The sequence below is a fragment of the Pseudonocardia sp. 73-21 genome, assembly GCF_001899645.1.
Lineage (GTDB): Bacteria > Actinomycetota > Actinomycetes > Mycobacteriales > Pseudonocardiaceae > Pseudonocardia.
Genome location: NZ_MKVV01000044.1, coordinates 176,399 through 196,592, shown reverse-complemented (window position 1 = coordinate 196,592; position 20,194 = coordinate 176,399). Strand labels below are relative to the sequence as shown.

Sequence of the window (20,194 nt, the reverse complement as noted above, 5' to 3'; positions counted from 1 at the left end):
GGAGATATGACCGAGCTCGTCACCGACCTGTCCGAGAGCGAGCTGCAGCAGCAGCTCGAGCAGTACCGCGTGGAGCTCACCGGCTACTGCTACCGGATGCTCGGGTCCGGCTTCGACGCCGAGGACGCCGTGCAGGACACGATGGTCCGGGCCTGGCGCAACCTCGCGAAGTTCGAGGGCCGTTCCTCGCTGCGGTCGTGGCTCTACCGCATCGCCACCAACGTCTGCCTCACGCAGCTCGAGGGCCGCGGCCGACGGGCCCGCCCGATGGACTTCGGCGGGGCCGGCACGCCGGTGGTGGAGTCGCTGGGCGAGCAGCACGGCGAGGCCACCTGGCTGCTGCCCGTGCCCGACGCCATGGTCGTGCCGGTCGGTGGCGATCCGGCCGAGGCCGCGGTGGCGAAGGAGAGCATCCGGCTCGCGTTCGTGGCGGCCCTGCAGCACCTCCCGGCCCGGCAGCGGGCCGTGCTGATCCTGCGCGAGGTGCTGCAGTGGAGCGCGGCCGAGACGGCGGCACTGCTGGAGACCACGGTCGCCTCGGTCAACAGCGCGCTGCAGCGCGCCCGTGCCACCCTCGCCGAGCGTGATCTCGACGCGGGCCATGCCGCCGAGGTGGGCGACGACCAGCAGTCCCTGCTCGACCGCTACGCCCACGCGTTCGAGCGCTACGACATCGAGGCGATGGTCGCGCTGCTGCACGAGGACGTGGTGCTGTCGATGCCGCCCTACGCGCTGTGGCTGCAGGGCCCGACCGACGTCCGCACGTGGTGGCTCGGGCCGGGGGCGGCCTGCGAGGGCTCGCGGATGCTGCCCGTCACGGTCAACGGTGCGCCCGGCTGGGGCCAGTACCGGGCCACGCCCGGCGGGCGGTTCGAGGCGTGGGCGATCCAGGTCGTCGAGATCCGGGACGGCCGCATCATCGGCCTCAACTCGTTCCTCGACACCGCCGTTCTGTTCCCGATGTTCGGTTTGCCGCTGACGCTGGACTGAGCAGGTACTACTCCGCGCAACAGTCTCGTCACTCCCGGGCAGGGTGCTCGTTGGGTGCGGCATGAGTCGCAGAGCGTTCGCGTGGATCGGCGGTGCCGCCGTCGTCCTCGCGGCCACCACACTGGCCGCGCTGGTGGTCGCCCCGGCCCAGGCCGCCGATCAGGCGTTGCTGCCCGATCTGCGTCAGGCGCCCATCGGCTGTGCCGCGGGCTGGGACGGCGACCCGATGGGCTGCACCGACTGGGACGTCTGCCCCGTCCTCGACGCGTCCGCGCCGAACGGCACGTGCGTCACGTCCGGCCCGATCCAGGCCGTCCGGCTGCGCTTCACGTCGTCGGAGGAGAACGTCGGAGCCGGACCGCTGCTGCTCTACGGCCACCGCGACAGCACCGGCACCCCGAAGATGGCGGTGCGGCAGGCGTTCCAGGACGGCGTGCACGGCGCCATCCCGCAGTCGTTCGCCGAGGCGCAGCACGCCACGGCGGCCACCACGTACTACGAGCCCGCGGCCATGCACCAGCACTGGCACCTGCTCGACTTCGACCGGTTCCAGCTGCGCACGCAGAAGGGGGCCACGGTGGTCACCGACCGCAAGAACGGCTTCTGCCTGGGCGACCGCTACACCGCCCCGTCCGCCGCCGGCCTGGCCGCGACCCCGCAGAGCGGCACCCCCGAGGACGAGCTGGCCGCGAAGCTGGCCGAGAGCACCTGCAAGCGCCGTGAGCCCGCCACGCTCGACGTCACCGAGGGCATCTCCGTGGGCCAGGGCGACAACTACGACTACACGGTGGACTTCCAGTGGCTCGACCTCACCAAGGTCGCCTCCGGCACGTACACGGTGGTCAACACGGTGAATTCGGACCGCAGCATCACCGAGTCCGACTACGACAACAACTCGTCGTCGATGGCGGTGTCGGTGCAGTGGCCGGGTGGCGGAGCGGCGCCGAGGGTCATCGTCTCCCCGCCGACCGTGAAGATGCTGCGCAGCTGCCCCGGATCGGCCACCTGCGCCGCCTGACCCTTCCGCCCGGGGCCGGTCAGGGGAGGGTGAACCAGATCATCGGGTTCACTCCTGCGCCCCTCGCGCCCTCGATGCCCACCTCGGCCCGCACCTCGTTGAGCGCCGCGAACGTCTCCGGCGCGTGCCGGCGGGCTGCCGTGAACAGCTCGACGCCGCGCTCGTCCAGCCAGGACACCACCTCGCGGCCCTCGGAGAGGATCCGCGCGTTCTTCCCGTGGAAGACGTCGTGGACGCTCACCGTGGTGCCGCTGCGCATCAGCGGGAACAGGTGCGCGAGGTACCAGCGGCCGAAGCGGCGGCTGTGGTCGGCGTCGACGAACAGGAAGTCGACGTCGGGCGGCACGAGGTCGAGGGCCTTCTGGACGTCGCCCTGTACGAACGTCCAGCGTCCGTCGGCCAGCGCGGTGGGGACGTTGCGCACCACGTTGTCGATCCGGTCGAACGAGTGCAGCGTGCCGGTGCCGTTGTCGCGCAGGGCCGACAGGATCCACGTGGTGGACCACCCGTGGAACGTGCCCAGCTCCATCACCGTGGCGGGCCGCAGCTCCCGCAGGTGGAGGTAGGTGAGCTCGGCCTCGATGTCGTCGAGCTGGGGCGTCATGCGCTCGCGGTTCTCCGCGTGGAACGCGCGCTGCTGCTCGATGACGGGCATGAGGTCGGAGGCGTACTTCCGGTACAACCCGGCCGCGAACTCTAGGCTCTGCACCCGTGGAGTGTGTCAATTCGAGCCGGGCGGCGAGCGACCGGTAGGCGAGAATGCCCGGATGAGGTCGATGGCATGAGAGAGATGCGGGTGCTGCGGCTGGTCGTGCACTCCCGGACCCGGGAGCCGGTGCTGCTGCTCGGCGAGGAGGACGGCGACCGCTGCCTGCCGGTGTTCCTGCGCCGCGCCCAGGCCGACGTCATCTCGGTGGGCACGCGGTCCGAGAAGGACCCGCTGCTGCCGCAGGACGTGCTGATCCCGATCATCAGCGGTCTCGGGCACAAGCTGGAACGCGCGGAGCTGACGGCGCTGGTCGACAGCATCTACACGGCCGAGCTGGTGTTCGACGGCGACACCCGCGTGGCCGTGCTGCCCAGCGACGCGCTGGCGATCGCGGTGCGGGAGGGTCTGCCGATCGGCGTGGCCGACGACATCCTCGACGACGTCGGCCAGCCCATCTCGCAGTTCTTCCCCGACGGCACGGACGCGCCGCCGGAGAAGCAGCTCCAGGACTTCAAGGACTTCCTGGAAGGCGTGTCACCGGAGGACTTCGGCGCGCCCAACCCGTGACCTGCGGGCCACCACCGAGCCCAGTGCTGCGGCGAGCAGGCAGGCCACCGCGCCCAGCATGAGGCCGGCGCGGCTGCCGAAGGACTGCACGACGACGCCCGCGATCGGGCCACCGATCGGCGTGGAGCCGAGGAACGCCACGGCCCACAGCGCCATCACGCGCCCGCGCATCTGCGGGTCGGCGGCCAGCTGCAGCGTGCTGTTGCCCGTCGAGAGGAACGCGACGCTGAACGCGCCGATCAGCCCCATCCCGACCAGGGCGACAGGCAGGTTCGGGGCGAGGGCGGTGGCCACCATCGCCAGCCCGAACAGCGTGGCCGCCACCACCAGGGCGTGGAGCCCGGTGCGGCCGCGCGCGGCCACGTACAGCCCGCCGACCACCGCTCCGACGCCCATCGCGGCGGTCAGGAAGCCGTAGGTGGACGCGTCACCGGCGAAGGTCTGCTGCGCGAACACCGGCAGCACCACCTGGAACTCGTAGGCCAGGCAGCCCACCAGCGCCATCATCAGCAGCGGCACGGCCAGCTCCGGGGTGCGACGCACGTAGGCGAGCCCCTCGCGCAGCTGCCCGGGAGCGCGCGGCGTGGGGACCGACCGGCTCAGCCTGCTGACGTCGAGCCGGGCCAGCGAGGCCACGACGGCCACGAAGCTCACGGCGTTGAGCAGGAAGCACAGCCCGATACCGCCCAGCGCGATCACGATGCCGGCGATGGCCGGGCCGACGGCCCGCGCGACGTTGACCAGCACCGAGTTGAGGCTGACGGCGTTGCGGAGGTCGTCGGGGCCGACCATCTCCAGGATGAACGACTGGCGCGCCGGGTTCTCGAAGCAGTTGTTCATGCCGAGCAGGAACGCCAGGACGTAGACGTGCCAGAGCGTCACGGTGCCGGTGATCGTCAGGACGCCGAGCAGCAGCGCGAGCACGCCCATGCCCGACTGCAGCCCGATCATGAGCCTGCGCTTGTCGAACCGGTCGGCCACGACGCCGGCGTAGGGGCCGAGCACGAGGGTGGGGAGCGTCTGCAGGGCGATGACCACGCCGAGCGCGGTGGCCGAACCGGTGAGCTGCAGGACCAGCCACGACTGGGCGATCGACTGCATCCAGGTGCCGACGAGCGACACGGCCTGGCCGGAGACGTAGCGGCGGTAGTTGGGGTTGGACAGGGCGGCGAAGGTCTGCCGTCGCAGGGCGGTCAGGGGTGCTGCGGCGCGGGCCGCGAGCGTCGTCATGAGTTCTCCGAGCTGAGGGGTCCGGACGGGATCTGTGCGAGTGCTTCGAGAGCGGGCAGTGCGGCGAGGAGCTGGGCGGCCCGGTCGGCCGGCATCGCGGCGAGGCGGTCGGTCAGCAGCCGGGTGCGCTCCTCGCGCAGCGTCCGGTGCTGGGCCAGGCCGGCCTCGGTGGTCTCGACGAGCGCGGCGCGCCCGTCGTCGGGATCGGGGCGACGCCGGAGCAGCCCGGCGTCCTCGAGCTTGGCGACGATGCGGGAGAGCATCGTGGGGTTGATCCCCTCGAACTCCGCGAGGTCGCTGATCCGGACGGGGCCGTGCTTCGCCGTGCTGGCCAGGACCGAGGCCTGCGTGGTCGAGAGCGAGCCGCCGCGGGAGTGGCGGTCGAGCTGGCGCGAGACGCGGGCCAGGGCGATGCGCAGGCGCGCGACGTCGTCGGCGTCGAAGGTGTCCGGCATACCCGCCCCCAATTAGTTGCCTGCCAGCAAGCATATACCTCGTGGGGTGAGAAACGCCGAGTGGCCCGCAGCCGTGACGGCTGCCACAGTGATCGGATGGCGGATGTCGACGAGGGAGCCCGACCGGAGTGCGCCGCGGGCGTGCTGTTCCTCGACGAGGCGGGTGACGTCCTGCTCGTCGAGCCGACCTACAAGGCGATGTGGGAGATCCCGGGCGGCCGGATGGAGGTCGGGGAGAGCCCGCGGGAGGCACTGGCCCGCGAGCTGGAGGAGGAGCTGTCGCTGACGGTGCCGGTCGGGCGGCTGCTGGTGGTGGACTGGGCTCCGCACGTCCGCGAGGAACGCGTCCGCTTCGTCTTCGACGGCGGCGTGCTCACCGACGAGCAGCTCGACGCGATCGAGCTCCCGCCCCACGAGCTGGAGTCCTGGGCGTTCATCTCGCCCGAGGAGCTGTTCGTGATGATGGAGCCGCGCCTGTCCCGCCGCGTCACGGCGGCGCTGGGCGCCCGTGAGGCCGGCGGCACGTGGTACCTGGAGAACGGCGTGCCGGTCGGCGTCCCGCTGACCACGCCCCACGCCACCTAGAAGCGGCCACCTCCGCCGCGGCGGCCGCGGGTGTTCGAGCCGCCGAAGCTGCCCGGGGAGCGGCCACCGCCCCCACCGAACCCGCCCCCACCGAACCCGCCTCCGCCGTAACCGCCCCGGCCGCCGGAGATGGCGCCGTTGAGGATGCCGCCGAGCACCAGGCTGCCCAGCTCCACCCCGAGGTTCGAACCGCCCCCGCCGTAGCCGCCGCCGGACGGCCCCGACCAGCGCGAGACGTCGCCCTGGGCGAGCTGGAGGGCCTGCTGGGCCATGGAGTCGGCGGCCTGGGCCTCCCCGATCGCGACGGTCGGGTCGCCACCGCCCTGGGCCACGGCCAGGTGGCGCCGGGCCTCGGCGAGCCGGGTGCGGGCCTCGGCACCGACGGCGCCACGGCGGGTGCTGATGAAGTCGTCGGCCGCTGCGACGGCCGAGCGCGCGGTGAGCAGCGTCTGCTCCAGGGCGGCGGTGGCGCGCTTGGTGCGGGCCGCCGCGTCGCGGGCCTGGGCGAGGCCGCGGTCGAGCGCGTCGTCGGCCTCGTCGATCAGCCGCAGTGCGGTGAGCGGGTCGGGCGGCGTGGCCTGCTGGGCCTGCGTGGCGGAGACGAGCGCCGCCTCGGCGCGGGCGACGAGCCCGGCCAGGTCGTCGGACGCGGGCAGCGTGCGGGCCTCCGCCAGGTCCTGCTCGGTCTCGGCCCGGGCCGCCACGATCTTGTCCGCGGCGGCCGCGAGCTCCCCCTCCAGCCGGCCGACGCCGTCGAGCAGCGTCTCGGCCTGCGTGATCGCGTCCTCCGCGGCCCGCCCGGACACGACGGCGGAGCTGCGGCCCGCGTTCGGCTCGGTGGGCGTGGGGACGGCCTTCGCCAGCTGGTCGCGGGCGGCCTGCAGTTCCGTGGCGGCGACGCCCAGCAGCTGCTGGGCCTGGTCGTGGTTGCCCGCCACGCCCTCGAGCGCGGAGGCGGCGTAGCGGGTGCGCAGCGAGGCCAGCACCGCGTCGACCTGCGGCACCCGGGCCGAGACGGCGTCGAGGCGGGTGCCCAGCCCGGCCAGGTACTCCGGCGTGGTGGCCTCCAGGTCGCGCAGCTTGTCGAACGCGGCCACCTGCGCGTCGAGGCGCTCGTCGGCGGAGCGGCAGGCGCGGATGATGTCGCCGAGCATGGCGCGCTTCGTCGGCTCGGCCAGCGCCTTCTCCCCGCCCGCCCCGGCGTCGTCCAGCTGCTGTTGGAGGGTGAACCCGCGCAGCATGTCCGCGCGCGACTGCTCCAGCGCCGCGGCGAAGCCGGCCACGGCGGCCTCCCCGAAGTGCGCCTTCGCCGCCGCCAGCTCCTGCTCGGACGTGCGCACCGCGTCGTCGGCGGCGATCAGGGCCTGGCTGCCCTGGTAGGTGAGGTCCTCGGTGGAGACGGCGGAGAACTCGTCGGGCTCGGGAACCGGCGCCGGCTCGGCCGGGGTCGCCCGGGTGGTGCGGGACTTCCGCCGCCGCGACAGCAGGTAGGCCCCACCTCCGACGACCACGACCCCGCCCACGACGAGCACCCCCGTGCCGACCCCGCCGCTGCCCCCGCTGCCGCCGGAACGCAGCCCGTTGGCCAGCGCCACCGCCGCGCCCGCCCAGTCGCCTGACGAGAGCCGCGGCTCCACGTCGCTGCGGATGATCGTGTCGGTGGTGGACTGCGAGAGCTGGAAGCCGTCCGCGATCGACACGCCGTACGCGCGGTCGTCGGTGGCCACGGCCATCAGCACGCCCTGGGAGCCCAGCTGGGACAGCTGCGCGGCCCTGTCCGCCCAGGCCTGGCCGTCGGCGCCGTCGAACGACCGGACGTAGACGACGAACAGGTCCATGCCCTTGCCGGCCGAGCGCAGGTCGTTGATGGCCGACGCCACCTCGGCCCGACCGGCGGCGTCCAGGACCCCGGCCCGGTCGGTGACCCGGTCGGCCAGCCGCGACGGCGGGTCGGCCAGCGCGGCCCCCGCACCTGAGAGCAGCAGCGCGGCCAGGACGGCGAGGAGGAAGGACAACCGGCGACCGACGATCCGCATGGAGCCATCATGTCGGGCCCGGTCCACCCGCCGTCGATTGGCACTGGTGACGGGGGTGGGGCCGGACAGGATGGAGGTGTGCCCGCCGTCGATCTGCGCCCGTTGCCCGTCACCCGTTCCCCGTTGCGGCGCATCCCGCAGCTGGCCGTCGGCCTCGCGCTGTACGGCACGAGCATGGCGCTGCAGATCAGGGCGGGGCTGGGCCTCAACCCGTGGGACGTGCTGCACGAGGGCATCACCGCGCACGCGCCGTGGAGCTTCGGCGTGACCACGGCGATCACCGGCGTGCTGGTGCTCCTGCTGTGGATCCCGCTCCGCCAGCGCCCCGGTATCGGGACGGTGGCGAACGTGCTGGTCATCGCGGTGGCGGTGGACGCCGCGCTCGCCCTGGTGCCCGAGCAGCACACGATCGTGGCCCGGATCGCGATGATGGTCGGCGGGATCGTGCTCAACGGCGTCGCGACGGCCCTCTACGTCGGCGCCCGCCTCGGCCCGGGCCCGCGTGACGGCCTCATGACCGGGCTGGCCGCCCGGACCGGCTGGTCGATCCGGACGGTGCGCACGGGCATCGAGGTGGTGGTGCTGGCCGCCGGCTTCGTGCTCGGCGGCACCGTGGGCGTCGGCACCGTGCTCTACGCGGTGGCCATCGGCCCGCTCACGCAGCTGTTCCTGCCGTTCCTGGCCGTGCGCGACCGTCAGACGCTCTGAGGCTCCAGGTCCTCCAGCTGCCACGGCCGCACGACGACCACCAGCACGACGAGCGCGAGGGCGAGCCCGCCCGCCACGACCGTGCCCATGGCGACCGCATCGTTGCCGAGGATGCCCACCATCGGCGACACGATCGCGCCGACCCCGAACTGGACGGCCCCGAGCAGCGCGGCGGCCGTGCCGGCGGCGTCGCCGTGTCGCGCCAGCGCGAGCGCCGGCGCGTTGGGCAGGGCGAGGCCGACGCTGAACAGCGCCGCCCACATCGGGACCAGGATCCCGACGATGCCGCCCACCCCGGTGGCGGCCAGCGTCAGCAGCACGAGGCCGGACACGGTTCCGCCGATCACGGCGGCCAGCAGCAGCACGCGCGGCTCGAAGCGTCGCAGCAGGTAGGCGTTGAGCTGGGTGGCGGCGATCAGCCACACCGCGCCCGCGCCGAAGACCAGCCCGAACTGCTGCTGGTTGAGGCCGTACTCCTCCTGGAACACGAACGAGGACCCGGCGACGTAACCGAACAGCCCGGCCATGGCGAGCCCGGCCACGAGGATCAGGCCGACGAACACGCGGTCGTGGAACAGCCCGCCGTAGGTGCGCAGGGTCTGGCGGACCCCCGCGCTGCGCCGGCGTTCCACCGGCAGCGTCTCGCGCAGGGTGCGGGCCGTCAGCGGGATGATGATCAGGCCGTAGACGGCGAGGAACGCGAACACCCCGCGCCACGACGTGACGGTCAGCAGGTAGCCGCCCAGCGTCGGCGCGACGACGGGCGCCACGCCCATCACGAGGATCAGCCGCGACAGCAGAGTGGCGGCGGCGCGGCCGGTGAACAGGTCCCGCACCACGGCGAGGGCGATCACCGCACCGGCCGCGGCGCCCACGCCCTGCAGCACGCGCAGCGCGCCGAGCACGGCCACGTTCGGGGCGATGATGATCGCCGCGGACGCCAGGACGTGCACGGCCGTGCCGACCAGCAGCGGGCGGCGCCGGCCCAGCGCGTCCGACAGCGGGCCGATCACGAGCTGGCCCAGCGCGAGCCCCACCAGGGTGCCGGTGAGCGTCAGCTGGATCGTGGACGAGGTGGTCATCAGGTCGGCCGTGATGGTGGGCAGGGCCGGCAGGTACATGTCGATCGTCAGCGGGCCGAGGGCGATGAGCCCGCCCAGCACGACGATGAGGGTGAGGCGTTGTCCCCGACTCTGGGGTGCCGCAGGGGAGAGGAAGGTCGGGTCGACCTTCTCGGGAGTCGTGGTCACCTGGTGGTCAAGGCCCGGTCAACGGCGCGCTGTTCCCGTTCACGATCGGGTGTGACCTGAGCCACTGCCGAGCACGTCCGCGTGGCCGTGCCGCCGGCACCAGCTGACGAGGTAGCGGGAGTGCTCGCCGCACCACCGGTAGACCACCTGTGTGCTCAGCGGGAGATCGTCGGGGTGCTCGCCGCGCTCGCGGATCAGCGGTCCGAGATACTTGTCCGCGATCTTGATGGCGGTGTTGCGCGAGCATCCGGCCGCCGTGGCGAGCGTGTCGTAGTTGACCGCGCGGCCCGACGCGATGGCGCCCGCCATCCGCCCCGCCGTCTCGCCGCGCCGGCCGGCCCCGAAGTAGGCGTGGACCGAGACGCGGGACGACGGTGCGGGGGTCGGCGCGAGCGAGCGGCCGGCGGCGACCTGGCGCAGCGCCGGCACGAGGCCCTCCACCCCGTCGGCCTTGCGGACGACGCCCGCCACCCCGTCCCGGACGACGGCCTCGTCGAGGTGGTCGTTCTCGACGCCGTGCCCCTGCGCGGCGAGCAGCACCGGGGCGGGGCGGCCGAGGGTGGCGACGAGGTCGAGGACGTCCAGGCCGTCGAAGGTGTACTCGAGCTCGGTGTCGTTCCACAGCAGGTCGGTGAGGACCACGTCGAACCGGAGGCTCTCGGTGATCGCCTCCCGCACCTGCTGCTCCCCCACCGCCACGGTGACGGTGCCGGGTGTGAACTCCGCACGGAACCGCGGTGCCACGATGCCGCCGAGCGTCGAGGCGATCAGGATCCTGAGCCCGTCGCTTTCCATACCGGAATGATGTCGGGTGCCCGCGGTCCAGGCAAGATCTGGTACGCGCAGCTCGACGTCCGGACAGGGGTGGGCCCGTCCCCGCGCCGACGGGTGTCGCTGCTAGCTGCACGACGGTGCCCCCGGTGATTGGCTACGCGCGGGGAGGGGAGTCCCCGGCGGCGGCGGGTACGGGCACCCACGGAACCTGCCGCCGCCGTCTCCCGGAGCTTGATCCCGGCTGGATCTCAGTAGCGCCAGCGCAGGTCCGCGAGCACGGCGTCGAGCTCGCGGTGGGCGGCCGAGCCTGCGTCGGAGCGGCGCACGGCCAGGAACGCGCCGAGCAGCTCCGGCCCGAGGGCGTCGGTGACCCGCGGCGACGCCGTGAGCGCGGCCTCCTGGTCCTCCGCGGTGGTGGGCAGGGCGGCGATCCCGCGGGCGGCACGGTCCTCGGCGCTCCACGTGCCGGGGTCGCTCTGCACCGGCTCGGGCAGCTCCAGCTGCTCGGCCATGCCCGCACGCCCGGCCGCCAGCACCGCGGCGAGCGACAGGTACGGGTTGGCCGAGGCATCGGACGTCTTGAGCTCGACGTTCGCGTTGCCGCTGCCCAGGAACGCCGAACCGGGCACGTAGCGCAGGGGCGCCTCCCGGTTCTCCACGCCCCAGAACCCGTACGCGCCCGCGAAGTAGCCGGGGCGCAGCCGGGCCAGCGACCCCTGGCTGGGCGCGGTGACGGCGGCGACGGCGGGCAGGTCGCGCAGCAGCCCCGCGATGTACGCCGCTCCCTCGGGACCAGGGCCGCCGGCCAGCAGGTTCTCGTCCCCCCGCCACACCGACGTGTGGATGTGCCAGCCGTTGCCCGCCACGGTGGTGGCGGGGAGCGGCGCGAAGGTCAGCCGCAGCCCGTGGCGTTTCGCCGCGACGCGCAGCGTCTGGCGGGCCAGGAGCTGGTTGTCGGCGGCGGTGACGGGGTCGGTGGCCGCGAGCGAGAGCTCCATCTGGGCGGGCCCGTACTCGGCGTGCAGCTGGCCGAGCTCCAGGCCGTTGGCGACGCAGTCGCGCAGCACGTCGGTCACGAAGTCGTCGATGGCGACGAGCGCGTGCGGGCTGTAGGCGGGACCGGCGTGGGCGGGCGCCGGGGGCTCGGCGTCGTCGTCGAGGTAGACGCCGAACTCCATCTCGTAGCCCACGAGCGCGGTGAGCCCGTCGGCGGCGAGCGCGTCGACCTGGCGCTCCAGCACCGCGCGCTGGTCGTAGGGCCACGGACCGCCGTCGGCGGCGAGCTGCCGGCCGGGTGCCCACGCCAGCGCCGGCTGCCCGGCGAGCGGCACCAGCTTCTCCAGGACGGGCAGCAGCCGGACGTCGCCCGAGGGCGTCCCGAGGTCGGAGTGGGCGAACGTGATGGCGTCGGCGCTGTCGAACACCGCGAACAACGACGTGACCCCGACGCCGACCTCCGCGACGCGCGGCAGTGCCGCCACCGGCACCGTCCGTGAGCGGGGGATGCCGTTGTTGTCGGCCCAGCTGATGGTCACCCCGGCCACACCGGAGTCCTGGAGGGCGGCGGTGAGCCTGTGCACGTCCGGCGTCATGCCCGCCATCCTGGACCACTCGTCAGTCGGGGATCCAGGAACCGTGGAACCCGGTGGGCACCGGGCGCGGCAGCCGCACGGTGGCGACGGGCGCGGCGGCCACGTCGGACGCGTCGAGCACCAGCAGCCGCGACGCGCTCCCGTCGCGCCTGCTGACGATCGCCATCAGCCAGCCGTCGTCCTCGGCGCGGTCCGGGGCCGTCGACGGCACGAACTCCGCCTCGCCCAGCACCACGTCGGGGCCCAGCACGTGCTCGGTGGACGCGCCCGTGACGGTGTCGTACTTGACCACCGCGACGTCGTCGCCCGCGTCGGCGCGCGTGTAGAGGTGGCGGTTGCGGCGGCCGGTGAGCCGGTCGTCGAGGGTGGGGAACTCGACCCCGCGGTCGTCGACGCGCTCCTCGGTGACGGCGCCGGTGGCGGGGTCGAGCGTCCAGCGGTGCAGCTGCGAGAGGCCCGTGCCGTCGTCGCCGGGACGGCCGGTGGCGCCGCGCCCGGCCACCGCTCCCCACATCGCGATGGCGTCCGCGGGCCCGTGCCGCGGCGCCTCCAGCACGATCCGACCGGCCGCGTCCTCGTGGGCGTTGCCGACGTGGAAGACGTAGCAGGGGGCGACGTCGAACCAGGTGACCTCGCCGGGCCGGTCCAGCGGCATGACGCCGATCCGCGTGCCGTAGGAGTCGTCCCAGCCGAAGGGCATGCCGGTGGCGAGCAGCTCCATCTGGAACGTCATGGGCTGGTCGAGGAACAGCGCGTGGTGCTCGGTGATCGCGAAGTCGTGGTTCATCGTGGCCCCGCGCACCGGGATCTCGACGCTGACCTCCAGGCGGCCCGCGGCGGAGAGCCGGTGGTAGGTCAGGTAGGGCGGCAGGAACCCGTAGCCGAAGAAGTGCAGGTCGCCGGTGGCCGGGTGCTCCTTCGGGTGGGCGGTCATGCCGGTGGTGAGCTTCCCACCGAAGTCGCACGGGCCGACCGTCTCCAGCTCGGGCGTCAGCTCGTAGGGCAGCGAGCTCTCCACCAGCGCGTAGATCCGCCCGGCGTGGCTCATGACGTGGGTGTTGGCGCTGCCGACGGTGAGATCGAAACGGCCGTCGGCGAAGCGCTCGCGCCCTTCGAACTGCCCGGTGCGCACCCAGCGGTTGCGGTACCACTCGGCACGTCCGTCGTGGATCCGGATGCCGTGGATCATCCCGTGGCCCATGAACCAGTGGCCGGGGTCCTCGCCGGGCTTCGGGTTGGGGCCGTTGCGCAGGTAGCGGCCCGACAGCTCCGGCGGGAGCGCGCCGGTGACCTCCAGCCCGGCGACGTCGATCTCGTCGGGCACCGGCGCCATGTGTCCGGTGAGGTAGTACGACGCCGTACTGGAATTGGTCATGGCCGTATCGTGCTCACCGTCCGAGGCGCCCGGCAACCGCCCTCCGGGTTACGGTGCCGTCATGCTCGTGGAACGGATGCGCCCGCACACCTCGACGATCTTCGCGGAGATGTCGGCGCTCGCCCTGAGAACCGGCGCCATCAACCTCGGCCAGGGCTTCCCCGACACCGACGGGCCGCCGTCGCTGCTCGCCGACGCCGCGGCCAACATCACCGGCGGGGTCAACCAGTACCCGCCGGGCCTGGGCGTCGCCTCGCTGCGCACGGCGGTGGCGGAGCACCAGAAGCGCTTCCACGGCCTGGACGTCGATCCCGGGCACGTTCTGATCACCACCGGCGCGACCGAGGCCATCGCGGGCGCGATCCTCGGGCTGTGCGAGGCCGGTGACGAGGTGGTGCTGTTCGAGCCGTACTACGACTCGTACGCGGCCACGATCGCGCTGGCCGGGGCGGTGCAGAAGCCGGTGGCGCTCCGCCCGCCGACGTTCGGTTTCGACTACGACGAGCTGCGCGCAGCGTTCTCGGCGCGGACGAAGGTGGTGCTGGTCAACACCCCGCACAATCCCACCGGCGCGGTGTTCACGGCCGAGCAGCTCACGCAGATCGGGGAGCTGGCCGCCGAGTTCGGCGCCGTGGTGGTGGCCGACGAGGTCTACGAGCACATGGTCTTCGACGGTGTGCGGCACGTGCCGATGGCCTCGCTCCCGGGGATGGCCGAGCGGACGCTGACGATCTCGTCGGCGGGCAAGACGTTCTCCGTCACCGGCTGGAAGGTCGGGTGGGTGCACGGGCCGCCGGAGCTGGTGGCGGCCGTCCGCGCGGCCAAGCAGTTCCTCACCTACGTCAGCGGGGCACCGTTCCAGCCGGCCATCGCCACCGCGCTGGGGCTGCCCGACGCGTTCTACACCGAGCTGGCGTCGGGCCTGCAGGGCAAGCGCGACCTGCTGTCCGGGGGCCTGCGCACCGCCGGCTTCACGGTGTACCCGTCGGCGGGCACGTACTTCGTGGTCACCGACGTCGCGCCGCTCGGGATCACCGACGGGGCGGCGTTCTGCTGGAAGCTGCCGGAGATGGTCGGCGTGGCGGCCGTGCCGGTCTCCGTGTTCTGCGCCGACCCCGATCTCGGTCGGACGCTCGTGCGCTTCGCGTTCTGCAAGCGCGACGAGGTGCTCACCGAGGCCGTGGCACGCCTGGCCGGACTGAAGGAGGCGCTGTGATCGCCGACGTGCTCTCCCCCGCGGAGGCGACATCATGAGGGCATACGGGTTCACCGCGCTGGGCGGGCCGGAGAACGAGGCCTTCCTCGACGTCCCCGAGCCGGTCGCCGGGCCGTACGACCTGGTCGTGCGGGTCCGCGCCGCCGGCGTGAACCCGGGCGACTGGAAGCTCCGCAACGGTTCCTACGGCACCACCCCGCCCGCCGTGCTCGGGCGCGAGGTGGCCGGCACGGTCGAGCAGGTGGGGGCGGACGTCGCGGGCTTCTCGCCGGGTGACGAGGTGTTCGGCGGCTGCCCCGGCATGGTCGGCGGCTGGGCCGAGCTCGCGATCGTCACCGCGTCGTTCGCGGCCCTGCGGCCCGACACCGTCACGCCCGAGGACGCCGCGAGCCTGCCCGTCGCCGCCGGCACCGCCTACGACGCGCTCACCTGCCTGGATCTCCCGAAGGGCGCGACGTTGCTGGTCAACGGCGCGGGCGGCGGCGTGGGCGTCGCGATCGTGCAGCTGGCGGTGGCCCGCGGCCTGACCGTCGTGGGCACGGCGAGCCCCGGCAAGCACGACCTTCTCGCCGGCTTCGGCGCCGTGCCCGTGGCCTACGGCGACGGGGTGCTCGACCGGATCCGTGCGGCCGCGCCGCACGTCGACGCCGTGTTCGACCTGGTGGGCGGCGACGCCCTGCGCACGGTCGCGCCGCTGGTCGCCGACCGGGCGAAGGTGGCCTCGGTGGCCGACAAGGCCCTGGCGGTCGAGCTCGGCGGCACGGAGGTGGTGCGCGACCGCAGCACCGCCGTACTGACGGAGCTGGCGCGGCTCGTCGCGGCCGGGGAGCTGAACCCCCACGTCACCGACGTCCGCCCCTTCGCCGAGGCCGGCGCCGCCCTGGCGGCGGTGGAGGACGGCCACACGAGCGGCAAGGTCGTCCTGCGGATGTGACCGGCCGGGGTTGGCCCGCCCACCGCGCTTGATCGTCGTCCGGGGACGGCGCTCAGTTGGTGGCGGGCCGCTCGAGCCGGACGACCACCCACTTCGACGTCGGGGTGTTGCTCTCCAGCGCCGTCGAGTCGAGCGGGATCAGCGGGTTGGTCTCCGGGTAGTAGGCGGCGATGCAGCCCTTGGGCGTGGAGTACTCGACGAGCCGGAAGTCCTCGGCCCGCCGGGTCACCCCGTCCGCCCACTCGCTGACCAGGTGCACGGTCTCCCCTTCGGCGAAGCCCAGCTCGGCGAGATCGGCGGCGCCGATGAACACGACGCGGCGGCCGTGGTGGATGCCGCGGTAGCGGTCGTCGAGGCCGTAGATCGTGGTGTTGAACTGGTCGTGGCTGCGCAGGGTCTGCAGCACCAGGTGCCCGTCCGGTACCTGGACCGCGGCGAGCGGGCTCACCGAGAACACGGCCTTGCCGTGGCGCGTCGGGAAGGTGCGGCTGTCGCGCGGCGGGTGCGGCAGCGTGAAGCCGCCCTTGCGGCGGACCTTCTCCGTGTAGTCGTCGCAGCCGGGTACGACGCGGGCGATGCGGTCGCGGATCAGGTCGTAGTCGCCGGCGAACCCGCGCCACGGGATGCCGTACCGGTCGCCGAGGGTGGCGTCGGCGATGCCGCACAGGATGCCGACCTCCGAGCGCAGCTGGTCGCTCGCGGGCTCGGTGCGTCCGCGGGAGGCGTGCACGGCCGACATCGAGTCCTCGACGGTGACGCGCTGCGTCCGGCCGCCCGACTCGTCGCGCTCGGTGCGGCCCAGCGTCGGCAGGATCAGCGCCGTGTTCCCGCACACCACGTGCGAGCGGTTGAGCTTGGTGGAGATCTGCACCGTGAGCTCGGCGCCGGACAGCGCGGCCTCCGTGACCTCGGTGTCGGGCATCGCGGCCACGAAGTTGCCGCCCAGCCCGACGAACACCTTCGCCTTCCCGTCACGCAGGGCCCGGACGGCGCGGACCGCGTCGAACCCGTGCTCGCGCGGCGGTTCGAAGCCGAACTCGTCGCGGACGGCGTCGAGGAACTCGTCGGGGGAGCGCTCCCAGATGCCCATCGTGCGGTCGCCCTGCACGTTGGAGTGGCCGCGGACGGGGCACAGGCCGGCGCCGGGCTTGCCGATCATGCCCTGCAGCAGCGCGACGTTGACCATCTCCTTGATGGTGGCGACGGCGTTGCGGTGCTGGGTGATGCCCATCGCCCAGCAGTTCACGATCTTGGTGGCGCTCGCGAACATGTCGGCGGTCTTCTCGATCTCCGCCCAGGTCAGCCCGGTGGCGGCGAGCACCTCGTCGCGGTCGATCTCCTTGAGGTGCTCGGCGTAGGCGGTGAAGCCGACGGTGTGCTCGGAGATGAACTCGCGGTCGACGGCGCCCCGGCGCAGCAGCAGGTGGCCCAGGGCCTGCCAGAGGGCGAGGTCGCCGTCGGAGCGGATCTGCAGGAAGTGGTCGGCCAGGTCGGTCGGCCTGCCGGCCAGCCCCCGCGGCTTCTGCGGGTTCATGAACCCCAGCAGCCCGGCCTCGCGCAGCGGATTGACGGCGATGATCTTCGCCCCGTTGTGCTTGGCGATCTCCAGCGCCGAGAGCATCCGCGGGTGGTTGGTGCCCGGGTTCTGGCCGGAGATGACGATCAGGTCGGCCTCGTGGATGTCGTCGAGGGAGACCGAGCCCTTGCCGATGCCGATCGTGTCGGCCAGGCCCACCGAGGTGGACTCGTGGCACATGTTCGAGCAGTCGGGGAGGTTGTTGGTGCCGTAGGCGCGCGCGAAGAGCTGGTAGACGAACGCCGACTCGTTCGACGCCCGGCCCGACGTGTAGAACAGCGCCTCGTCCGGGCTCGCGAGACCGTTGAGGTGCTCGGCCACCAGCGCGAACGCGCTGTCCCAGCTGATCGGTTCGTAGTGCGTGCTCCCCGGCCGGCGCACCATCGGCTCGGTGAGCCGACCCTGCTGGCCCATCCAGTACTCGGTGCGGGTGCCCAGGTCGTCGAGGCTGTGCTCGGCGAAGAACTCGGGGCCGATGCGGCGGGTGTCGCCCTCCCAGGCCACGGCCTTGGCGCCGTTCTCGCAGAACTCGGCGGTGTGGCGGTGCTTGGGGTCGGGGTCGGGCCAGGCGCAGCTCATGCAGTCGAAGCCCTCGACCTGGTTGAGCCGCAGCAGGTTGTGGGCCGTGCGTCCGACGCCCATCTGCGTGACGGCCATGCCCAGGCTCTTCGCCACCGCGGGGAGACCCGCCGCCTTCGTCTTCGGTGGAGTGACCTCGAGATCGGGCTCGGGCGTGGTGTCGGGGTAGGTCGTCACGGGTTCAACGATAGGCCGCCGTGATCGTGTCCGCGTCCCGGATGACCACTGTCACCAGGGTGTCCAGGGAGAGGCCCAGTGCGGCCGCGAGCGTCGCGACCGTGAAGAACGCCGGCGTCGGGATGCGGCCGGTCTCGATCTTGCGCAGGGTCTCGGCCGAGATGCCGGCCATCGCCGCGACGTCCACGAGGCTGCGGTCGCCCCGGGCCTCGCGCAGCAGCCCGCCGAGCCGTTCGCCGCGCTCGCGCTCGGACGGGGTCAGGGGGACGCGCACCATGACCCGGATACTAATACCGTTATAGTTATCGTGTGATCGAGCTGAAGACCCCCGGAGAGATCGACGCCATCGCCGCCGCGGGTTCCGTCGTGGCCACCATCCTCGCGACCCTGCGGGCGAAGGCCGCCCCCGGCATCACGCCGCTGGAGCTGGACGCGCTGGCCGCCGACATGATCGCCGACGCCGGGGCGGAGTCGAGCTTCCTCGGCTACCACCCGCGCTTCGCCCCCTCGCCCTACCCGGCGGTGACCTGCATCAGCGTGAACGACGCGATCGTGCACGGCGTCCCGGCGGCCGATCCGCTGGTGGCGGGCGACCTGCTGTCGGTCGACTTCGCGGTCCACCTCGACGGCTGGTGCGCCGACTCGGCGTTCAGCGTGGTGGTCGGCGACGACCCCGACCCCGCCGACATGGCCCTGATCGACGCCACCGAGCGCTCGCTGGCCGCCGGCATCCGCGCCGCCCGCGCCGGAGCCAAGCTCGGCGACGTGTCCCACGCGATCGGCACCGTCGCCCGGGCCTCGGGGTTCGGGATGCTGGAGAACCACGGTGGCCACGGCGTCGGCCGCTCGATGCACGAGGACCCGCACGTCGCCAACGAGGGTCGCGCCGGCCGCGGCGTCAAGCTCCGGCCGGGTCTGGTGCTCGCCATCGAGCCGATGCTGATCGCCGGCGGCACCGACGCCTACCGCCACGATCCCGACGGCTGGACGCTGCGCACCGCCGACGGCACCCGCGCCGCCCACGCCGAACACACCATCGCCGTGACGAAGGACGGCCCCCGCATCCTGACGGCAACCCGCTGACCCCACCGGAACCCCGCGAGTCGCGCCCCCGGTGCGCGAGTTCGCCCCCTCGCGGGCGGTTGCGGAAGTGCCGGCGCCGGCCCCCGCGTCCCGCTGCTAGAACGGTCGGATGGCCGTCACCGCGCTCTACCGCTTCCCCGTCACATCCATGCTCGGCGAGTCGCTGCGCACCTGCACCATCGACGCCGGCGGGGTGCTGGGCGACCGGGCCTATGCCGTGATCGACGTCGAGACCGGCGCGGTGGCGAGCGCGAAGGTCCCGAAGCGGTGGGCGGCCCTGCTGGACTTCTCCGCGCGCTACGTCGCCGAGCCGGTCGCCGGCGACCCCGCGCCGCCCGTCGAGATCACCTTCCCGGACGGTTCCGTGCTGCGCAGCGACGATCCCGGCCTCGACGAGGCCCTCTCGGCGGTGTTCGACCGTCCGGTGCACCTGGCCTCCACCCGGCCCGACGGCAGCAGCTTCGAGGAGCTCTGGCCCGACATCGACGGTCCTTCGACCTGGCCGTCCTGCACGTCCTCACCGACGCCACCCTCGACCACCTGCGCGAGCTCGCCCCCGACGCCACCTTCGACGTGCGCCGCTACCGGCCCAACGTCGTCCTCGACGGCGACGACTCGGGATTCACCGAGAACGGGTGGCCCGGCCGCGGGATCACCCTCGGGGACGGTCCGGAGCTGAAGGTGTCGATCACCGTGATGCGCTGCGTGATGACGACGCTGGCCCAGTCCGACCTCCCCGCCGACGTCGACACGCTGCGGACGATCGCGAAGCACAACCGCCTCGAGATCCCGGGAATGGGCGTCTGGGCGTGCGCGGGCGTGTACGCCGACGTGACGGCGGGTGGATCGGTGAGCGTGGGCGACGCGTACGTGGTCTCCTGACGGAGTGATCAGAGCGTGCCTGCCCTGGAGCTGGGGCGCCACCGAGGAGGAGCGGCTCGCCGACTACCCCTGCGCCGCGCTCGTGCCGGATCCGGCGCACCGCATGATCCGCGCGGTCGACGTGGCTGCGCCCGCCGACACGGCGTTCCGCTGGCTGTGCCAGCTCACCCGGGCGCCCTACAGCTACGACCTGATCGACAACTTCGGCCGCCGCAGCCCCCGCACGCTCACCCCCGGTGCCGACGACGTGGCCGTCGGCACGACGTTCGTCATGATCTTCCAGGTGGCCGGGGTGGTGCCGGGCCGGGAGATCACCGGGGTCGGCCGGCCCGGGCCGACCCGCCGCTTCGGGCCGATGGCCTGCACCTACCGGGTCGTGCCCGCCGGCGACCGCGCGAGCCGGTTGATCGGCCGCCTCGACCTGACGGCCAAGGGCGGCCTGCTCGGGACGCCGATCG

General features: G+C 73.2%; 19 protein-coding genes and 2 pseudogenes. 11 read left to right on the top strand and 10 right to left on the bottom strand.

The features are described from left to right. Window positions 1-6: 6 nt before the first annotated feature. Together BGP03_RS13495 and BGP03_RS13490 are read left to right on the top strand one after the other, a co-directional pair. On the top strand, window positions 7-990 hold the full coding sequence (locus BGP03_RS13495; RefSeq protein ID WP_296373502.1) for a sigma-70 family RNA polymerase sigma factor: 984 nt from the start codon (window positions 7-9) through the stop codon (window positions 988-990). Between the two features lie 61 nt (window positions 991-1,051). Further along, on the top strand, window positions 1,052-2,008 hold the full coding sequence (locus BGP03_RS13490) for a lysyl oxidase family protein (RefSeq protein ID WP_296373500.1): 957 nt from the start codon (window positions 1,052-1,054) through the stop codon (window positions 2,006-2,008). 19 nt (window positions 2,009-2,027) lie between these two features. Here BGP03_RS13490 and BGP03_RS13485 read toward each other — a convergent pair whose 3' ends face one another. Beyond that, window positions 2,028-2,717: a class I SAM-dependent methyltransferase gene (locus tag BGP03_RS13485; RefSeq protein WP_298798837.1), complete on the bottom strand. Its 690-nt coding sequence runs from the start codon at window positions 2,715-2,717 to the stop codon at window positions 2,028-2,030. A gap of 72 nt (window positions 2,718-2,789) precedes the next feature. Between BGP03_RS13485 and BGP03_RS13480 the strand changes: the two genes are divergently transcribed. After that, window positions 2,790-3,284 carry a bifunctional nuclease family protein gene (locus tag BGP03_RS13480; RefSeq protein ID WP_296373494.1) on the top strand — a complete coding sequence of 165 codons (495 nt, stop codon included), beginning with the start codon at window positions 2,790-2,792 and terminating at the stop codon, window positions 3,282-3,284. On the opposite strand, the gene BGP03_RS13475 is transcribed toward BGP03_RS13480, so the two are convergent. Together BGP03_RS13475 and BGP03_RS13470 are read right to left on the bottom strand one after the other, a co-directional pair. Next, complete coding sequence (locus BGP03_RS13475; protein ID WP_296373493.1) at window positions 3,252-4,514, bottom strand: MFS transporter; 1,263 nt, start codon at window positions 4,512-4,514, stop codon at window positions 3,252-3,254. The genes BGP03_RS13480 and BGP03_RS13475 overlap by 33 nt on opposite strands. Further along, window positions 4,511-4,969, bottom strand: coding sequence for a MarR family transcriptional regulator (locus BGP03_RS13470; protein ID WP_296373490.1), 459 nt, complete (start codon window positions 4,967-4,969; stop codon window positions 4,511-4,513). The genes BGP03_RS13475 and BGP03_RS13470 overlap by 4 nt, the downstream gene beginning before the upstream one ends. 96 nt (window positions 4,970-5,065) lie before the next feature. On the opposite strand from BGP03_RS13470, the gene BGP03_RS13465 reads away from it, so the two are divergent. Beyond that, the gene (locus tag BGP03_RS13465; protein ID WP_296373488.1) at window positions 5,066-5,554 is read left to right on the top strand and encodes an NUDIX hydrolase; all 489 of its coding nucleotides are present in this window, start codon (window positions 5,066-5,068) and stop codon (window positions 5,552-5,554) included. Here BGP03_RS13465 and BGP03_RS13460 read toward each other — a convergent pair. Continuing rightward, on the bottom strand, window positions 5,551-7,590 hold the full coding sequence (locus BGP03_RS13460; RefSeq protein ID WP_296373486.1) for a TPM domain-containing protein: 2,040 nt from the start codon (window positions 7,588-7,590) through the stop codon (window positions 5,551-5,553). The two genes, BGP03_RS13465 and BGP03_RS13460, sit on opposite strands and share 4 nt — an antisense overlap. A 78-nt stretch (window positions 7,591-7,668) precedes the next feature. Between BGP03_RS13460 and BGP03_RS13455 the strand changes: the two genes are divergently transcribed. After that, complete coding sequence (locus tag BGP03_RS13455) at window positions 7,669-8,298, top strand: hypothetical protein (RefSeq protein WP_296373485.1); 630 nt, start codon at window positions 7,669-7,671, stop codon at window positions 8,296-8,298. On the opposite strand, the gene BGP03_RS13450 is transcribed toward BGP03_RS13455, so the two are convergent. From BGP03_RS13450 to BGP03_RS13435, 4 genes are all read right to left on the bottom strand, one after another. Further along, the gene (locus BGP03_RS13450) at window positions 8,286-9,548 is read right to left on the bottom strand and encodes a multidrug effflux MFS transporter (protein ID WP_296373483.1); all 1,263 of its coding nucleotides are present in this window, start codon (window positions 9,546-9,548) and stop codon (window positions 8,286-8,288) included. The two genes, BGP03_RS13455 and BGP03_RS13450, sit on opposite strands and share 13 nt — an antisense overlap. 39 nt (window positions 9,549-9,587) lie before the next feature. After that, the gene (locus tag BGP03_RS13445) at window positions 9,588-10,343 is read right to left on the bottom strand and encodes a response regulator (RefSeq protein ID WP_296373481.1); all 756 of its coding nucleotides are present in this window, start codon (window positions 10,341-10,343) and stop codon (window positions 9,588-9,590) included. A gap of 227 nt (window positions 10,344-10,570) precedes the next feature. Next, window positions 10,571-11,914: a glutamine synthetase family protein gene (locus BGP03_RS13440; RefSeq protein ID WP_296373479.1), complete on the bottom strand. Its 1,344-nt coding sequence runs from the start codon at window positions 11,912-11,914 to the stop codon at window positions 10,571-10,573. A 22-nt stretch (window positions 11,915-11,936) separates the two neighbouring features. Next, window positions 11,937-13,289: a carotenoid oxygenase family protein gene (locus tag BGP03_RS13435; protein ID WP_298798834.1), complete on the bottom strand. Its 1,353-nt coding sequence runs from the start codon at window positions 13,287-13,289 to the stop codon at window positions 11,937-11,939. A 61-nt stretch (window positions 13,290-13,350) separates the two neighbouring features. On the opposite strand from BGP03_RS13435, the gene BGP03_RS13430 reads away from it, so the two are divergent. Then, window positions 13,351-14,505: a pyridoxal phosphate-dependent aminotransferase gene (locus BGP03_RS13430; RefSeq protein ID WP_296373475.1), complete on the top strand. Its 1,155-nt coding sequence runs from the start codon at window positions 13,351-13,353 to the stop codon at window positions 14,503-14,505. 34 nt (window positions 14,506-14,539) lie between these two features. After that, window positions 14,540-15,439 carry an NADP-dependent oxidoreductase gene (locus tag BGP03_RS13425; protein ID WP_296373473.1) on the top strand — a complete coding sequence of 300 codons (900 nt, stop codon included), beginning with the start codon at window positions 14,540-14,542 and terminating at the stop codon, window positions 15,437-15,439. Between the two features lie 52 nt (window positions 15,440-15,491). Here the strand turns inward: BGP03_RS13425 and BGP03_RS13420 are convergent, their stop codons facing one another. Both BGP03_RS13420 and BGP03_RS13415 read right to left on the bottom strand, forming a co-directional pair. Further along, entirely contained in the window at window positions 15,492-17,771 is a 2,280-nt protein-coding gene (locus BGP03_RS13420) for an FdhF/YdeP family oxidoreductase (RefSeq protein WP_298798832.1), read from the bottom strand. Window positions 17,772-17,775: 4 nt separating this feature from the next. Beyond that, window positions 17,776-18,048 carry a helix-turn-helix transcriptional regulator gene (locus tag BGP03_RS13415; protein ID WP_296373469.1) on the bottom strand — a complete coding sequence of 91 codons (273 nt, stop codon included), beginning with the start codon at window positions 18,046-18,048 and terminating at the stop codon, window positions 17,776-17,778. Window positions 18,049-18,080: 32 nt separating this feature from the next. Between BGP03_RS13415 and map the strand changes: the two genes are divergently transcribed. From map to BGP03_RS13395, 4 genes and pseudogenes are all read left to right on the top strand, one after another. Then, entirely contained in the window at window positions 18,081-18,854 is a 774-nt protein-coding gene (gene map, locus BGP03_RS13410) for a type I methionyl aminopeptidase (protein ID WP_296373467.1), read from the top strand. Between the two features lie 109 nt (window positions 18,855-18,963). Next, window positions 18,964-19,101: pseudogene (locus BGP03_RS13405) on the top strand (MOSC N-terminal beta barrel domain-containing protein); the annotation flags it as partial. Window positions 19,102-19,121: 20 nt separating this feature from the next. Next, on the top strand, window positions 19,122-19,736 hold the full coding sequence (locus tag BGP03_RS13400; protein WP_298798829.1) for an MOSC domain-containing protein: 615 nt from the start codon (window positions 19,122-19,124) through the stop codon (window positions 19,734-19,736). A gap of 4 nt (window positions 19,737-19,740) precedes the next feature. Beyond that, a pseudogene (locus tag BGP03_RS13395) lies at window positions 19,741-20,194 on the top strand (hypothetical protein); the annotation flags it as partial.

Coding starts and splice junctions, on each gene's coding strand:
- BGP03_RS13495 (WP_296373502.1), top strand. CDS start 7: ATGACCGAGCTCGTCACCGACCTGTCCGAGAGCGAGCTGCAGCAGCAG.
- BGP03_RS13490 (WP_296373500.1), top strand. CDS start 1,052: ATGAGTCGCAGAGCGTTCGCGTGGATCGGCGGTGCCGCCGTCGTCCTC.
- BGP03_RS13480 (WP_296373494.1), top strand. CDS start 2,790: ATGAGAGAGATGCGGGTGCTGCGGCTGGTCGTGCACTCCCGGACCCGG.
- BGP03_RS13475 (WP_296373493.1), bottom strand. CDS start 4,514: ATGACGACGCTCGCGGCCCGCGCCGCAGCACCCCTGACCGCCCTGCGA.
- BGP03_RS13470 (WP_296373490.1), bottom strand. CDS start 4,969: ATGCCGGACACCTTCGACGCCGACGACGTCGCGCGCCTGCGCATCGCC.
- BGP03_RS13465 (WP_296373488.1), top strand. CDS start 5,066: ATGGCGGATGTCGACGAGGGAGCCCGACCGGAGTGCGCCGCGGGCGTG.
- BGP03_RS13460 (WP_296373486.1), bottom strand. CDS start 7,590: ATGCGGATCGTCGGTCGCCGGTTGTCCTTCCTCCTCGCCGTCCTGGCC.
- BGP03_RS13445 (WP_296373481.1), bottom strand. CDS start 10,343: ATGGAAAGCGACGGGCTCAGGATCCTGATCGCCTCGACGCTCGGCGGC.
- BGP03_RS13440 (WP_296373479.1), bottom strand. CDS start 11,914: ATGACGCCGGACGTGCACAGGCTCACCGCCGCCCTCCAGGACTCCGGT.
- BGP03_RS13435 (WP_298798834.1), bottom strand. CDS start 13,289: ATGACCAATTCCAGTACGGCGTCGTACTACCTCACCGGACACATGGCG.
- BGP03_RS13430 (WP_296373475.1), top strand. CDS start 13,351: ATGCTCGTGGAACGGATGCGCCCGCACACCTCGACGATCTTCGCGGAG.
- BGP03_RS13425 (WP_296373473.1), top strand. CDS start 14,540: ATGAGGGCATACGGGTTCACCGCGCTGGGCGGGCCGGAGAACGAGGCC.
- BGP03_RS13415 (WP_296373469.1), bottom strand. CDS start 18,048: ATGGTGCGCGTCCCCCTGACCCCGTCCGAGCGCGAGCGCGGCGAACGG.